This window comes from Bacteroidota bacterium (assembly GCA_013696965.1).
In the GTDB taxonomy this organism is placed as follows: Bacteria; Bacteroidota; Bacteroidia; order JACCXN01; family JACCXN01; genus JACCXN01.
This window is the reverse complement of sequence record JACCXN010000100.1, coordinates 34,353-49,640: the sequence shown is the minus strand read 5'-3', so window position 1 is coordinate 49,640 and position 15,288 is coordinate 34,353. Positions and strand designations below refer to the sequence as shown.

14 protein-coding genes and 1 pseudogene are annotated in these 15,288 nt (G+C 32.2%); 5 read left to right on the top strand and 10 right to left on the bottom strand.

Annotation, left to right across the window (positions count from 1 at the left end):
* Positions 1-379: 379 nt before the first annotated feature.
* Positions 380-1,324: an NAD(P)-dependent alcohol dehydrogenase gene (locus tag H0V01_15575; protein MBA2584791.1), complete on the bottom strand. Its 945-nt coding sequence runs from the start codon at positions 1,322-1,324 to the stop codon at positions 380-382.
* 172 nt (positions 1,325-1,496) lie between these two features.
* Positions 1,497-1,820, bottom strand: a complete 324-nt coding sequence (locus tag H0V01_15570) for a hypothetical protein (protein ID MBA2584790.1) — start codon at positions 1,818-1,820, stop codon at positions 1,497-1,499.
* 178 nt (positions 1,821-1,998) lie between these two features.
* Here H0V01_15570 and H0V01_15565 point away from each other — a divergent pair, with 178 nt between their 5' ends.
* The 3 genes and pseudogenes from H0V01_15565 to H0V01_15555 all read left to right on the top strand — a co-directional run bounded on the left by H0V01_15565 (position 1,999) and on the right by H0V01_15555 (position 3,573).
* Positions 1,999-2,190, top strand: coding sequence for a hypothetical protein (locus tag H0V01_15565; GenBank protein MBA2584789.1), 192 nt, complete (start codon positions 1,999-2,001; stop codon positions 2,188-2,190).
* Positions 2,191-2,214: 24 nt separating this feature from the next.
* Positions 2,215-2,556 (top strand): annotated as a pseudogene (locus H0V01_15560) (PAS domain-containing protein).
* 435 nt (positions 2,557-2,991) lie between these two features.
* The gene (locus tag H0V01_15555) at positions 2,992-3,573 is read left to right on the top strand and encodes a PorT family protein (GenBank protein MBA2584788.1); all 582 of its coding nucleotides are present in this window, start codon (positions 2,992-2,994) and stop codon (positions 3,571-3,573) included.
* A gap of 170 nt (positions 3,574-3,743) precedes the next feature.
* Here the strand turns inward: H0V01_15555 and H0V01_15550 are convergent, their stop codons facing one another.
* Both H0V01_15550 and H0V01_15545 read right to left on the bottom strand, forming a co-directional pair.
* The gene (locus tag H0V01_15550) at positions 3,744-4,394 is read right to left on the bottom strand and encodes a dienelactone hydrolase family protein (protein ID MBA2584787.1); all 651 of its coding nucleotides are present in this window, start codon (positions 4,392-4,394) and stop codon (positions 3,744-3,746) included.
* A 26-nt stretch (positions 4,395-4,420) separates the two neighbouring features.
* Complete coding sequence (locus H0V01_15545) at positions 4,421-5,308, bottom strand: diacylglycerol kinase family lipid kinase (GenBank protein ID MBA2584786.1); 888 nt, start codon at positions 5,306-5,308, stop codon at positions 4,421-4,423.
* A 294-nt stretch (positions 5,309-5,602) separates the two neighbouring features.
* On the opposite strand from H0V01_15545, the gene H0V01_15540 reads away from it, so the two are divergent.
* Together H0V01_15540 and H0V01_15535 are read left to right on the top strand one after the other, a co-directional pair.
* Complete coding sequence (locus H0V01_15540) at positions 5,603-6,673, top strand: DUF2183 domain-containing protein (GenBank protein MBA2584785.1); 1,071 nt, start codon at positions 5,603-5,605, stop codon at positions 6,671-6,673.
* A gap of 56 nt (positions 6,674-6,729) precedes the next feature.
* Positions 6,730-9,027, top strand: a complete 2,298-nt coding sequence (locus tag H0V01_15535; protein MBA2584784.1) for a transglycosylase domain-containing protein — start codon at positions 6,730-6,732, stop codon at positions 9,025-9,027.
* Between the two features lie 87 nt (positions 9,028-9,114).
* Here H0V01_15535 and H0V01_15530 read toward each other — a convergent pair whose 3' ends face one another.
* The 6 genes from H0V01_15530 to H0V01_15505 all read right to left on the bottom strand — a co-directional run bounded on the left by H0V01_15530 (position 9,115) and on the right by H0V01_15505 (position 14,993).
* Entirely contained in the window at positions 9,115-10,215 is a 1,101-nt protein-coding gene (locus H0V01_15530) for a M20/M25/M40 family metallo-hydrolase (GenBank protein ID MBA2584783.1), read from the bottom strand.
* 25 nt (positions 10,216-10,240) lie between these two features.
* Entirely contained in the window at positions 10,241-11,044 is an 804-nt protein-coding gene (proC, locus tag H0V01_15525; GenBank protein ID MBA2584782.1) for a pyrroline-5-carboxylate reductase, read from the bottom strand.
* A gap of 86 nt (positions 11,045-11,130) precedes the next feature.
* Positions 11,131-11,916: an acetylglutamate kinase gene (argB, locus tag H0V01_15520; protein ID MBA2584781.1), complete on the bottom strand. Its 786-nt coding sequence runs from the start codon at positions 11,914-11,916 to the stop codon at positions 11,131-11,133.
* Positions 11,917-11,926: 10 nt separating this feature from the next.
* On the bottom strand, positions 11,927-13,198 hold the full coding sequence (locus H0V01_15515; GenBank protein ID MBA2584780.1) for an argininosuccinate synthase: 1,272 nt from the start codon (positions 13,196-13,198) through the stop codon (positions 11,927-11,929).
* Between the two features lie 549 nt (positions 13,199-13,747).
* Entirely contained in the window at positions 13,748-14,455 is a 708-nt protein-coding gene (locus H0V01_15510) for a YebC/PmpR family DNA-binding transcriptional regulator (protein ID MBA2584779.1), read from the bottom strand.
* Positions 14,456-14,588: 133 nt separating this feature from the next.
* Positions 14,589-14,993 (bottom strand): acyl-CoA thioesterase, encoded by a 405-nt coding sequence (locus H0V01_15505; GenBank protein ID MBA2584778.1) that lies wholly within the window; start codon positions 14,991-14,993, stop codon positions 14,589-14,591.
* Between the last annotated feature and the right edge of the window lie 295 nt (positions 14,994-15,288).

Sequence of the window (15,288 nt, the reverse complement as noted above, 5' to 3'; positions counted from 1 at the left end):
TGGTTTGCAAACAGCTCTTTTATAATTTCATGTTTCTCCGACTCGCTGAAAAGTCTATTCGATTTTTGAATGATTTTTTTGTCCATTTTACACTTTTTTAGTGTAAACCTATTTCAGGACAAGACAGATGGCAATTTTAAATTTTGTGCGCGAGGTAAAAAGGATAAAGCACGAAACGTTTGGCTGCTCAGTTTTTGAGAGTTATACAAAAGGTGTTAAATGCTTCTATCTAAAGGATTGTGGACTATTCTGTCTCTCCGAAATCACACGCTATCATATAAAAATTCAAATTGCTGATTCTTTTTCTTGGACAAGGAAAAAATTTCCTAGGTGCTAAGCAATAATTTATTATTCCATTGGAGATGATTCCAAAACCGGTTTAATGACCAATATCAATTGCTACTTTTCCATTAGGATGATTGTTTTCAAGGTAATAATGTGCCTGTGGCAAGGCATCCAGTGGAAATACAGAATCTACAAAAACAATGATTTTATTTGACTTAACCATTTTGGTCAAAAAATCAAGATCATCAGCATTGCTTTTCATTTTAACATATTTTGCACTTTTTCCCTGAGTGAGTTTTAAAAACAAATTATAAATCCCCCCACCCTTTGTTGGTTCAGTAGTAACATACCTACCATTGCTATTAAGCAAATGATAACAGCTGTCAAAGTTCTTGTTGCCCTTAACATCGAAAATCACATCGTATTTTTCTTTCTGTTTTGTAAAATCAGTAGTGTTGTAATCTAGAAAATAATCGGGGTTTAATTCCTGCATCATTGTTGTGTGCTTTGCATTGCAAACCGCTGTTACTTTAGCTCCTTTTTCCTTAGCCAATTGAACAGCAAAGCTTCCTACTCCTCCTGAAGCTCCATTTATCAATATTTTTTCTCCTGCCTGTAAATTTGCATAATCTCTCAAAGATTGTAATGCAGTTAAACCAGCATATGGAATAGAAGCAGCTTCAAAAAAGGAAATATTGTCAGGTTTGTTTGCAATTGCATTTTCCCTTACTTGTGCAAAATGGGAATAAGCTCCCGCGGAGTCACTCTCAAGGTTACCATAAACAAAATCCCCAACCTTAATTTTCTTTACATCATTTCCTATTTCAATAACCTCTCCGGCTATATCATAGCCCATAAACAAAGGCCTTAGCAATGCCTGTTTAGTGTGAAATCCTTCCCGGATTTTGCAATCAATTGGATTTACACTACTGGCCAACACTTTAATAATTATTCCATCATTTCTCAACTTTGGATATTCAACCTCACTTACCTTCAAAACTTCGGGTCCACCGAATTTATAGATCACTACTGCCTTCATAATTATTTAATGAATATATTTTGTTTCATGTTAAATTGAATAGTGATATATTGAGTTTATCAGGTTTTTTTATGGCATCCAATCCATAGTATATCCAATTATTACCGCAACAAGTAAAATTGCCAGCAAAATCCAAATAAACCCACTTATTGCCAATGAAGTTTTTTCATGTTTATTCATTATTTCTGTATTTTTTTTCAACTGATTTATAGTTTACTGGACTCATTGATGCAGCGTATAAAACAAAAGCGAATATGGCACCCACTATTAGAATTGGAACCCAGGCTAAACCAAAAAAAACAGGGCCTACGGGTATAATCCATAACCTTTCTGCCACTGATGCAAGAAAAATGACAACAAAAAACAATAGAACATTTCCTGGACAATTACTTTTGCTTTTAAATATGTAATAAAACATCCCTGAAACAATAAAAGCAATGAACAATATTATTAGCAATTCAATAAAGATCATTGGTACTTTTATTTCCTTTTTCAAAATGAAATTATTTTGCCAATGTTATATTTGACATGTAATTGCCTTATTTTATAAAGTATTTTACCATGCCTCCAAGAATTAAAATACCCAATTAATAGCAATTTATCCTCAATATATATGAAATTGAAAGTGAATTTTTTCAAATAAACTAGGGCGTAAAATATGTTTTGTAAAAAAGATGAATAATGATAAGAAAACAAGGTTATTTCTTGCCATTCCTTTAGATTTAAAAACACTGGAATTAATCCAAGCATTTGGCAAAAAACATCCTGAAATAGATGGATTAAAATGGGTATATACTTCACTATTAAGTAAAGTGTTTAAGTATTATTTGAGATTGTTTTATTTAATATTGAATTATCTGAATTAATTTTCACTTAAAAAAATGATAATCATGCATTCTAAGGAAGTCATTAAAAATCTAATTGATCTTAATGAAGAATTTGAAAATTATTTTTTTAATTACTATAATTCCGCAATTATTTATTTATGCAAATTTAGTGTTAAGAAAATTCACACCTCCAGCAATGAAGCAATTTAATTTTCATCCCTCTGATGTTGGTAAATCTATCTATGAAATAGCCATGCACGAACCGTTCACAAACGCTAATGAATATAACATGGCTATACCATATGACCTTAAAAAAACAAATTATATACATATGAAATTCAAGATAATTTTCGCTTTAATTCGCTCATAGAAAATATTCAACATGTTATAGATAGTGAAACTTGACTAATTTAAATTTAAGATCAGGCAAAACAAAATCACTCCCGCTAATTATTTTTATACCAGGTAATAAGTTACCTTCTGCCTATTAATTTCCCAAAATCTGCTATATCAAAGGCTTGCTCTAGTCCAATTTTAGCACTTGGAATTAAAAAATATTTCAATTACTTCTTCTATATTAGGTGAGAGCCACGCATTTATAGGTGTATTTTTTTGTCATGTCTATTTAATAATCAAAACTTTATTCCTAATAAAACAAATTAAAAGCCAATTTTTAAGGATTTGACTCCTTTTATTTTGCTACCCTTAATGTGTGAATAGTGCAAGTTATAATTGAAATTGTATAACATGCAAACAAGAAACAAGCCTCACCTTTGCCTTAAATAAAAAGGACTCTTTAAATTAATTAAAGACAAGTAACTTAACCAAACACAAAAAATTATGAAAAATTATTTAATCGCAGCATTGACTGCAATAACAATGATTGGAACTGTAGGTGCACAGCATTTTAACCTTGGGGTTAAAGGAGGAGCAAATTTATACAATATCAAATACGGAAATGGTACAAGACATGATTCCAAAGTAGGTTTCCATGCAGGCTTGCTTGGGCATTTCCATATGAGTAAACATTTTGGACTGCAGCCGGAAGTTTATTATTCTAACCAGGGTGCAAGACATACATTCAACAATAGAGTTACTACTTTAAACTTAAATTATGTTAATGTTCCTGTTTTATTTCAATATATGATAAATGACGGATTTAGGCTTCACGCTGGACCTCAAATAGGTTTTCTTGTTAACTCAGAAACAAAACATAATGATATTAATGTATATCAAAACAAGAATATAAACTTCCTTGACTTTGGTATAACTTTAGGTATGAGTTATGTGTTTAAATCAAATTTCGGAATAGATGCACGATACAATCATGGATTGCGTGATATTTACAATAATAGCAGTGTAAATTCATCCAACAGAGGATTTCAATTAGGCTTGTTTTATTTATTCAGTCATAAATCATAATGACGCTTTTAAAAATAGAAGGGAACTCCATTGTTGTTGTTCCCTTTTTTTTATTTAGGAATTATTGGCAAGTTGGCCTTTTATTAATGGCTATGAGGTTGGTGAATTAAGGATAAATTCAGAGATAATACTTTAACCAACAAATTTTATTTTGATTTTTTAAAGAGAATTTAAATCTTTTTAGAAAGCTCTGTCAATACCTGGGAATTTATTTCATGTTTTCCTTCAAACCTGATTAAATTATATTCAATCTTATGCTGTTTTAATACTTTTTCCTGACTTTCAAATTCTTCTGCACTAATAAACTCATCTTTATCGCCAAATACCATATATATCCCCATGGAATCAAATAGGGTTTTGTCAGGTTCAAAGGCAAGATCAGAAGGAAATCCTCCTGCCCATATTATGAGATTGTTTACTTTTGATTTTTTATTTACAAGCCACCTGCAAACAGTAGCAGTCCCTTGTGAAAATCCCAATACATTAATTTTTACTTTCCTACCATTAAATGAATTTAATATCTCCAAATACAAATCATCCAGAAAATGAATATAATCCTTAATATCATTCATTCTATCTTCCTTTGTCATCCAGGATGCCCCAACTCTGCCAGAATACCCTCCAAGGTAAAAGCGATGCAAACCCTCAGGTGCTACTATTAAGTTTTTACCATTGTTAAGCACTTCAAATTTTCGCAGAAAATAATTGGCCAATTGCCCGTAGCCATGGCAAACAATCCAAACAGAATTGATTGCATTAGTTACTTCTCCTGAAACAAAATACCTTGCAGTTTTTTTTATGGATATGTGTCGCTCATTCATTTTCAAATTTTTTTTTGTAATAATCCTTATAAGGGTACAATTATTTTAAGGCTTAAGGGATTTATTTCCGCTTCAATTACACTTGCTAATTCAATAATTTCGCCATCTATATGTAAGGGTTGATTGCTCTTATTTATGATCGTTATTTTTGTAAAGCTCCTGATATCTGCATACTTTATTTTATCTAAATAACCAAGGAAGATAGCTGCGGTTATTGTAAAAATTCCCCAAAAAGGATAGGGCTTAACAATGCAAACTTCAAATTTGCCATCATCAATTTTTCCGTTTGGATTAATTACTGCCCCTGTTCCATAACGTGTGGCATTAGCAATTGCTACTACATGGGCTCTTTTTTTAAACTTTAAATTATTATACAAAAACACATACCGGGAAGGCTTATAATACCATAACTCTTTGAAAAACTGTTTTGCATATCCATAAATTCCCCTTACTTTCTCCTCTTCAAAACGTTTTATCACTTTTGCATTTAATCCAATATCTGAAAGGTGTATGCAAAGCCTTTTGTTAATTGTAATGGTATCAATTATTTTAACCCTGCCGTGAATTAAAATATGAAGCGCCTGAGAGACATTCACAGGAATATTAAGCTCACTTGCCATCCCATTTGCAGATCCAAAAGGTACTAGTGCCATTACCTTGTTTGTATTTACAATTGTACTACCAACTAAATTGCATGTTCCATCACCACCCACTGCAATTATTATTTCAGGATTAAAATCAAGAATTTGTTCTTTAAGTAAAATGAAATCGTTGTTTCCCGTAGTATAAAAAACCTTGTATTCCATGTTATTTTCCATGGAGAAGTTTTGCAGGGAATCAACAAAGGGAGTTTTGTCATTACCACCTGACAATGGATTAATAACATACAAAACTTTTTTTTTATCGACAATCATTATTTTTGAACTCAGTAAAAATTAAATATATTTTAAACCAGCAGGTATAAAATTCTCTGCTAAATATACCATAAAGACCCTGATTTTTATCAAATTTATTTTACATTAAAAAAATTATTTCAGGTGATGGAAAAAAAGCAGATTCATTTAAATCAAGTGCGATTTGCAATGTTAGGAGTAATTTAGTAAATTGAACCATTCCCAACAACAGGAAATGTGGTAAAAAAATCAATAGGTATCTGGGCGAAAAAAATAAATCCCTTCAGAAAATTAGGATTGTGGACCAAGCAAAAGATGGGCTGGCTTGGCATTCCTGTGATTATTCCATACCGTGGCTATGGCAATAGGTTGTCTCTTTATATTTCAGGAACTGTTTCCGAAGACAAAGGCTTGGCTAAGCCCATAGAGGAACATAGCATTTGGGAAAACATGAGGGCTATGATAAAGCGTTTTATAAGCGATGAGATACCAGGAGTAAGAGTAAAAGCAACTTTTATGGGAAAGCAAATGACTGGCATTACAAATGAGCGCGGTTTTTTTCATTTTAAATTTGATTTGATAGGGATGGAAATTCCAGACTTAAATTGGCAATTTGTGGAACTCGAACTACTGGATTTTATAATACCCTTGCAGAAAAAAACAACAGCAACAGGAGAGGTACTTATTCTTAAAGAAAACGAAAAGCAGTTTGGTGTAATATCAGACATTGACGACACTGTTCTTGTTTCTCATGCTACCAATAGTATAAAAAAAACAAGGTTAATGCTTTTTAAAAACGCCATTACCAGACTTCCATTTGAGGGAGTAGCTGGTTTTTACAATGCACTTTCACGTGGAAAAGGAGACAATAATCAAAATCCTATCTTTTATGTTTCAAGCAGTCAATGGAATGTTTATGATTTGCTTTTGGATTTTTGTCGCCATCGAAATATTCCTGATGGTCCTTTTTTGCTTCAGCACTTCCATCCATTAAAGCTTAAGCATCTATTTAAAGGAAAAAACCAGTTGGACAAACATGTGCATAAAATCAAAAAAATAAGGCATCTTTTAACTACTTTTGACTTTCTGAATTTTATCCTAATTGGGGATAGTGGACAAAAGGATGCCGAAATTTATAAAAGCATCTGTTTTGAATTTCCTGGTAGAATACTCGCAATTTATATTCGGGACATTAAGAAATCAAAGGCAAAAAAAGTTACATTAATTGGTAAACAATTAAACCATGTTGGAGTAGAAATGCTATTGATAAAAGACACATTACTTGCAGCTAAACATGCTGTTGACAAAGGTTTTATAAATGAAGATGCCTTGATAGAGGTTGTTTATGAAAGAGAACTGGACCATTCTGCAGCAATTGTAATATAAAACCTATCAATAAAATTACATTAGATACGTTTGAAAAATAACAACAAAAAAAGCAAATGCCCCTGTTAAAAAAAATTCTTATTTTATTTGCTGCTTTTTTTATCCTTGTCAGCGCTGGCCTAACCTTATTTATTTTTTCTATTAAAAATGGAAGCTTTGGAGAATTGCCTGATCACAATCAACTAAAACAAATTGAAAATCATGTAGCCTCAGAGGTTTACTCTGCCGATAGTGTTTTATTGGGCAAATATTACCTTGTAAACAGAACAAATACCAGCTGGCAACAAATATCTCCAAATATTGTCAATGCCCTGATCGCAACAGAAGATATACGTTTTTTTGATCACCAAGGAATTGATAAAAGGAGTCTATTTAGAGTTCTTGTAAAATCGCTCATTTTGCAAAATGAAAGCTCCGGTGGCGGTAGTACAATAAGTCAACAACTTGCAAAAAACCTTTATCCCCGTGAAAGACATAATTATCTTTCCTTAACCATTAATAAAATAAAAGAAGTATTTATCGCAGTGAGTTTAGAAGAAATTTATTCAAAAGAAGAAATCTTAACTCTATACTTAAATACAGTTTCTTTTGGGGAAAATGTGTTTGGGATTGAAGTAGCATGTGAAAGGTATTTCAGTACTACCCCAAAAAACATAAATTTAAATGAAGCCGCAGTTTTAATAGGTATGTTAAAAGCAACTTCTTCCTACAATCCAAGAACCAATGCAGAAAAGGCTCTTCATAGAAGAAATATAGTATTAAATCAAATGCTTAAATACAACTTTTTGGAAAAAGAAATAGTGGATAGCTTAAAACAACAAACATTAAATTTACGCTACAAAAATATTACTCACAATGATGGCCTTGCACCCTACTTCAGGGAAAGTTTAAGACTTGAAATTCAAAAATGGCTAAAAGAAAATCCAAAACAAGATGGGTCCGTTTATAATTTATATACAGATGGTCTTAAAATTTTTACAACCATAAATTCAAAAATGCAAAAGCATGGGGAAAAAGCGGTTAATACCCATTTAAAAGAATTGCAAAAGGCATTTTTTAGTACTTTAAATGTAAAAAAACAATCAGCACAAAATGAGAGTGAAGTAAAAGCTAAATTTCGAAGTTCACGGTATAAAGAGTTGAAAAGTAAAAATTTATCCGAGGAAAAAATCAATGCGATTTTTGAAAAGCCTATTCCTATGAAAGTCTTTAGTTGGAACGGAGAATTGGATACGCAAATGAGTCCTATGGATTCCATTCGTTATTACCGTAATTTTTTTAATGCCGGTTTTTTTGCAATGGAACCCCAAACAGGCAAAGTTTTAGCCTGGGTGGGTGGAATTGATTATAACTATTTTAAATATGATCATATCCGATCAAAACGACAAGTTGGCTCTATATTTAAACCCATTGTATATGCAGCAGCAATTGAGCATGGTATAGATCCTTGCCATTACATTTCCAATGAAAGGGAAATATATAAAGAATTTGCAAATTGGTCTCCAGAGAATTCAAATTCAGAATATGAAGGATACTATACATTGCAGGGGGCTTTAACTAAATCTCTCAATACAATAAGCACAAAAATAATCATGCAAACCGGAACCAAACCAGTAATAAATATGGCTCAAAGAATGGGCATTACAAGTGAGCTTCCTGCTGTTCCATCTCTTGCATTGGGAACAGCAGATATTTCACTGGAAGAAATAGTAAGCGCTTATACAAGTTTTGCAAATGGGGGTGAAAGAACACAAGCGGTTTATATAGAAAGAATAGAAACTTCAAGCGGTGAAATAATTAAAGATTTCTCATCTGATTTTCCCCTAAAAAACAAGGCAATGGAAGCTGAAACAGCGGACATAATAACTCATTTTTTAAAATGCGTTGTGGATAGCGGAACGGCAATAAGTTTGAGGTATAAATACGGTTTTAAAAATGAAATGGCTGGCAAAACAGGAACTACCCAAAATCAGGTGGATGGGTGGTATGTTGGTTACACCCCCGATATTGTTGCAGGAGTATGGGTTGGGCATGATGATCCTAGTGTTCATTTTAAAAATTCCCAATTAGGCCAAGGCTCAAAAATGGCTCTTCCTATTTGGGCCAATTTCATGAATAATGTTTATGGAGATAAAGATTTTAAACATAAGAAAAAACTTACATTTCCGCCTTTGCCAGAAGAAACAGCATTAAAATTAAATTGCCCCCCTTTTGTGAAAAAAAACCCCTACAACAATAATATTTGGGATTTAATAATTGGAAAAAAGAGGGATAAAAGGATTAAGCCTACAATAAAAAATGCACACCCAAAGAAAAAACGTTTTATGGAAAACATTAAAAAAGTTTTTAATTAAACAGCTGGGTGTACTAATTTAGGATTAGACCAAAACTTCTCAAATCATTGAAAAAATTTCTCATTTCAAAATAAACCCAATTCCTGGTTATTGTAAAAGCTTACTTAACATAGCTATATACATGCTTATTCCCTCGTTTATTTCATAGAGGTAAACGAATTCATCACAGGTATATGATCGAGCTGGATCTCCTGGTCCAAGGATTAAGGAAGGAACATCAATTAATGCTTTGTCCCTGGTACCGCGTGAAGAAAGAATATTTCTTCCCAATGCTGTTCCAGCACTAATTAAAGGATGACTTTTATCAATAATATCTGAATTTAACCCGGAAGATAGCACCTTTATTTCTGAAAAAATGTTTTTGCCAATAAGTTCAAGCAATTCATCTATGTCAAAAGTCTCCCCTGTTCTTACCTCTACTGTGAATTTACATGATTTAGAAACATTATCACCTGTATTTGTTGTTTCTATATTGGTAAGTACTATTTTTAATGGACTTAAAAGGTTAGAATGCTTAAAATTTCTAAACCAGGCAATATCATTCATTGCGATTTCAATTGCATTTCCTTCATTTTCCTGTATGGAAAATCCTGGTTTTGTATGGGCAACACATTCAAGTACAAGTAAGGCTTTTTCAGCAATAATTAACTGCATTTTGGTTGGTTCTCCTATTATTGCAAAATCAATTTCACCTAATTTAGAAAATATCTGTTTCATTCCATTGTTGCCAGAAATTTCAACTTCCGAAGTTGCTGCAAATACTAAATTGTACTTAAGATTTTCATATTCGTTAAAATATAAAAAAGTAGTGATTAGAGAAACCAAAGCAGCTCCTGCATTGTTGCTCCCAAGGCCATAAATTTTTCCATTTTCAATAAGGGGAAAAAATGGATTTATACTCCATCCAAATGCGGGTCTTATTGTATCATGGTGAGCATTTAAGAGAATAGTAGGTAATTTGGGATTGAAATTTCTATTAAAAGCCCATAAATTATTAGACTTGCGTTGATGTGAAATTCTTTTCCTACTAAAAAAATCACTTAAAATTTCTGCTGATTTATCTTCTTGTTTGCTAAAAGACTCCACCGCAATAAGTTCTTTTAACAAGTTTAAGGATTCGCGGTATAATTCATCCATTGTGTAATTAATTATGGGTATCCCTTTCTCTTGTTTCAACACGTTCTCCATTTATTTTTTTTTTAAATTATTTATCCTAATACAATTCTCCTGCTTTCTTTGCTGATACTTTTATTCCTTTTATCATTGCTGCACTAAAACCTTTGTATTCCATCTCATTCAATCCTGCAATTGTACATCCTTTAGGCGAGGTAACTTTATCAATTTCATTTTCCGGATGCCCACCCGAAATTTTCAGTAATGAAGCTGCTCCCTTTGCAGTTTGTGTAGCCATTTTAAGCGCTTCATCAGCATGAAAACCCAGTTCGATACCTCCTTGAGATGCTGCCCTGATTGCCCTTAAGAAAAATGCTATTCCACATGCACATAATGCAGTTGCGGATGTCATTAATTCTTCCTTTATTTCAATTGTTTCCCCTACTGCATTAAACATTGCCTTTACATAAGCCATATTCTCAGCATTGGCATTACCAGAAGCAATACAAGTCATTGATTCGCCTATTGCTATAGCCGTGTTTGGCATTGCCCTTATAATCTGAATTTCCGGATTTAAAAAGCCAGAAATTCCTGATATTGGAGCACCTGAAACAACCGAAACAATAAGGTGTTTTTCAGGAACAGTGTAATCTTTTAACTCCTTTAACATTGTATCCAACTGCTGAGGCAAAACGGCAAGTACAATTATATCCGCTTTTGAAATTGCATGCTCAATGTTATTACTTACCAAATATCCCATTTTGGTGAATTCCGCAATTGTTGCTGTATTTCTTTTTACAAGAGCAATATGATTTGCATTAAATTTTCCAGAAGAAACAAGCCCTTTTGCCAAAGAAATTCCAATATTGCCAGCTCCTATAATAGCTATGTTTTTTGTAGTCATTTTTAAATCTGTTTTTTTCGGCAAAACTACATCTTTTATGTTTTTAATGGATTAGAAAAATACATTTTATATTGTATAAACCGTTTTTAAACATAAAGTTCCGTTCCAACCCTCTCCGGAGAGTTAACAGTATTCAGTAATTTATCAACGGAACAAATTCGAACAGATAGTACTTTCCTTTTTAATGCACTAAAAGCCTTATCTAGCTTTGGGGTCATTCCCTCTGCTATTACTCCATCCTTTTTCAAATGATTGTAATTTTCAAGAGTGATTTTGGGAATAACAGAATTATTGTCTGAAATATCCTTTAAAATCCCTTTCTTTTCAAAACAATAAATTAGATGAACATCATATAAATTAGTGAAAGCAACGGCCAGTTCAGATGCAACATTGTCAGGATCAAGATTTTTAAAATTACCATTACCATCATGGGAAATTGGGGCAATTACAGGAATTAAACAATTTTCAATAAGTGCAGCAATAACAGAAACATTTATGGTTTCACTATCCACATATCCTTCTTTATTCTCTTCTATTTTAACCGCGGGAATTATATTTGCATCCACTCCAGACAAGCCTATTGCATTGCATTGATTTGCTTGAAGCCTAGCAACAATACTTTTATTTATTAGCCCTGCATAAACCATAGCACTAATTTTAGAAGCATTTTGATCCAGTGATTTTTTTCCATGACTTTTTTCTGGATCCACACCTAACTTTTTACAAATTTCATTCACCATAACTCCACCTTCATGAACAAGAATCTTATTTGTCCTTATTTGTGAAAAATCCAATAGAAAATTATTGAGTCTGTCTTGATCATCGAGAATATTCCCACCTATTGCGATTATATATAATTTTTTCTTTTTCATTGATTTTTTTTTAGTCCTCAAGCAGGCTTGAATGATTATTTATTTGAACAGTTGATTCATTTGATTGATTTAATTGACCTTCTATACTCATTTTAATTCCATTTACCTTATGCCAAATGGAGACATGATTTCCTGTTATTTTTGAAAATCCCTTCACATCATCACTTGTCCAGGTGCTTTCCATCTGGTCAAAACTCCCGAATTTATCTGACATTAAATCAAAAGGTGATTTCACTCCTGTAACAGTAAAGCGTTGTGGAGCAAGAGAAACATAAACCTCTCCGCTCACATTTTTTTGTGTGTCCTCTAAAAATCTTTCAATATTTCTCATCACTGGATCAAGAAATTGCCCCTCATGCAATAAATTTCCATACCAGGCCGATAATTGCTCCTTCCAATACAATTGCCATTTAGCGAGCACATGTTTCTCCAGCATGTTATGGGCTTTTATTATTACCAATGGTGCTCCCCCTTCAAAAGCAATTCTACCTTTAATCCCCATTATTGATTCTCCTACATGTATATTTCTTCCAATTCCAAAAGGAGTTGCAAGCATATCGAGTTCATAAATTGCTTCAACAGGTGAATTGAAAAACACTCCATTAATTGCCTTTATCTCCCCTTTTTCAAATGTTAAGATAATATCCTGAGCATTAGTATCGGTTAATTCGTTTGGAAATGCAGTTTCTGGACGATTCTCTTTTGATGTTAATGTTTCTTTCCCAACAATTAAAGTTCCCCATAATCCCTTATTCACAAAATACTTGTTTTTAGATCCCTCAACATTAAAGTTAAAAGAATGCAAAAACATTATTTCTTCTTTCCTTGAAATTAATTTTTCCGTTAAAGGAGTTAATATTTCTATTCCAGGCACAAGGGTGTTAAATATTAAATCGAATCTAACCTGGTCATTGCCTTTGCCTTTGCAGCCATGGGCCAAAAAATCCGCATGTATGGTTTTAGCATAACCTGCCACTGAAATAGCCTCAAAAACCCTTTGTGAGCTTAAAGACAAGGGATAAGCATTGTTTTTAAGTAAATTTCCAAAAATCAAGTACCGGATGCATGATTCATAATATTTATTTGTTTCTTCTAAAACAGTATGATCTTTTGCCCCTAATAGCAATGCTTTTTTTTCAATTTCTTTTAATTCCTCCTGCGTGAAATTTCCTGTATTTACTGTTACAGCATGAACTTCCAGCTTTTTTGTTTCAATCAAAAATTTAGCGCAATAGCAGGAACTTATTCCTCCACTAAATGCTAATACTACCTTTTTTCTCATAATTTATTTTTTATATTGGTTATTGATACCATTCCTAAGTGCATTTCAATTCAACATAATTATGAATTATAAATTCCCTTCAGTTTTTTCAGGTATTTTTTTCCGTTTATTTAAAATTAAATAGAAAATAGAAATAATGCATGATCGAAAATCATAAATTTTTTCTTTATATTAAGAATGAAAAGGGTGAAAAACTTTAAAGATTAAATAATAAAAAAACTGATGGAAGATTTTTTTTTTAGAAAAGGATAAGCCTAAGCCTTTGTTTATTTTTATGCCCAGTTTAAGCTTTGTGGCAATTCAAATTAACCTTAAGAAAAGGATTTAATAGCAAAAACTCCATACAATTGTCAATTGCAGCAGCTTTAGTATGAAAGTGAAAAGGAAAATAAAAATTTGCTAAGAATTAAAAGGAAGATAAATAAATTTATTCCACTAGAAATAATCCTTTTATTACACATTTAAATGGTAAAAAAACAAAAGAAGCTATGAGCCAGCTTTAAAAAAGTAGAATTAAGGATGCAAATATTAAGAGAAATGCAATTATCCTTATTTCATGTTATGAAAAACAGCCTGAACATCCTCATCCTCCTCAAACTTCTCAATCAACTTATTAATATCTTCTTGTTGTTCCTCATTAAGCTCTACAACATTATGGGGGAAACGGTGTAATTCTGCACTGCTTACATTTATATTTTTTTCTTCAAGTAGTTTTTGCATGGCTCCAAATGCTGTGAAATCAGTGTAAACAACAATTTCACCTTCTTCTTCAAAAACCTCTTCAGCACCTGCATCAATTAAATCGAGTTCAATATCATCAAGACTTATACCCTCTTTTGGAAACTTAAATACTCCAATTCGGTCAAATAAAAATTCAAGTGAACCTGTTTTACCTAAAGTACCTTCTGATCGGTTGAAATACATACGAATATTAGCCACAGTTCGGGTAGGATTGTCAGTTGCGCACTCAACAAGTATAGCAATACCATGTGGGCCGTATCCTTCATATATCATTTCCTGATAATCCTTTTCATCCTTAGATGATGCTCTTTTTATAGCTGATTCAATGCGGTCTTTGGGCATGTTTACCCCTTTGGCATTTTGCATTGCAACCCTTAACCTGGAATTCATTGTAGGATCCGGTCCAGCTTGTTTTACAGCAATGGCAATCTCCTTACCTAGTTTAACAAAGGACTTGGCCATTTGTCCCCATCTTTTTTCCTTACGTGCCCTGCGAAATTCAAATGCTCGTCCCATAGTGGTTCTTGATAATTAAATGCAAATCTAAAAAATTGTATTGAGTAGTTAATACTGAAAAACCAAGAAAATAATAAATAATTGAAAAATTTAAAAGTAAATATTTCCAAACACGCAATCACTAAAATATCATTTAAAAAAAGGGCTGTATTTTTTCTATAAAATTTTCAGGAGGTGAACAAGGCTTTTTTGTGGTGCTGTTAACAAAAACCAATACTATTTCTCCTTTATTGAGTAATTCATTTGCTTCATTGTATGTTTCACAAATAAATTTTATTCGAGTTGTAGGAAATTCAGCAACTGTGGTACGAATAATAAGTAGGTCATCATAATAGGCAGGCTTGAAGTATTTCACATTCATTTCCAAAACTGGCATTATTATTCCATTATCTTCCATATCCTTGTAACTTAAGCCAAGTTCACGCAAGGATTCTACCCTTCCCACTTCGAAATATTCAGCAAAATTTCCATAATAAACATATCCCATTCGGTCTGTTTCAGCATATCTTACCCTTATTTTTGTCTCTGTTGAGTACATTGTAAATATTTTAAATAATCTTGCGTTTGTTAGCGATGTAAACTTAATAAATATGCTTGTAATACATCCTTTTTTTAATCCCTGTAATGTAAAAATTATAATTTCGAAAGATGAATATAAGTGAAAGGTAAGATAATGATGATTTTTTAAAACTATTATTTTTTCAAAAGAATATGTTTAAACAGTTTAGAGGATTTTGTGGAAAATTTAAAACAACTTCATTGTACATGTTTGTTTTATATAATTTTTATAAATGTTTATTAATCCATTTTTAAATTAGAATTCATTATACTTG

Coding starts and splice junctions, on each gene's coding strand:
- H0V01_15575 (MBA2584791.1), bottom strand. CDS start 1,324: ATGAAGGCAGTAGTGATCTATAAATTCGGTGGACCCGAAGTTTTGAAG.
- H0V01_15565 (MBA2584789.1), top strand. CDS start 1,999: ATGAATAATGATAAGAAAACAAGGTTATTTCTTGCCATTCCTTTAGAT.
- H0V01_15555 (MBA2584788.1), top strand. CDS start 2,992: ATGAAAAATTATTTAATCGCAGCATTGACTGCAATAACAATGATTGGA.
- H0V01_15550 (MBA2584787.1), bottom strand. CDS start 4,394: ATGAATGAGCGACACATATCCATAAAAAAAACTGCAAGGTATTTTGTT.
- H0V01_15545 (MBA2584786.1), bottom strand. CDS start 5,308: ATGATTGTCGATAAAAAAAAAGTTTTGTATGTTATTAATCCATTGTCA.
- H0V01_15540 (MBA2584785.1), top strand. CDS start 5,603: ATGGGCTGGCTTGGCATTCCTGTGATTATTCCATACCGTGGCTATGGC.
- H0V01_15535 (MBA2584784.1), top strand. CDS start 6,730: ATGCCCCTGTTAAAAAAAATTCTTATTTTATTTGCTGCTTTTTTTATC.
- H0V01_15530 (MBA2584783.1), bottom strand. CDS start 10,215: ATGGAGAACGTGTTGAAACAAGAGAAAGGGATACCCATAATTAATTAC.
- proC (MBA2584782.1), bottom strand. CDS start 11,044: ATGACTACAAAAAACATAGCTATTATAGGAGCTGGCAATATTGGAATT.
- argB (MBA2584781.1), bottom strand. CDS start 11,916: ATGAAAAAGAAAAAATTATATATAATCGCAATAGGTGGGAATATTCTC.
- H0V01_15515 (MBA2584780.1), bottom strand. CDS start 13,198: ATGAGAAAAAAGGTAGTATTAGCATTTAGTGGAGGAATAAGTTCCTGC.
- H0V01_15510 (MBA2584779.1), bottom strand. CDS start 14,455: ATGGGACGAGCATTTGAATTTCGCAGGGCACGTAAGGAAAAAAGATGG.
- H0V01_15505 (MBA2584778.1), bottom strand. CDS start 14,993: ATGTACTCAACAGAGACAAAAATAAGGGTAAGATATGCTGAAACAGAC.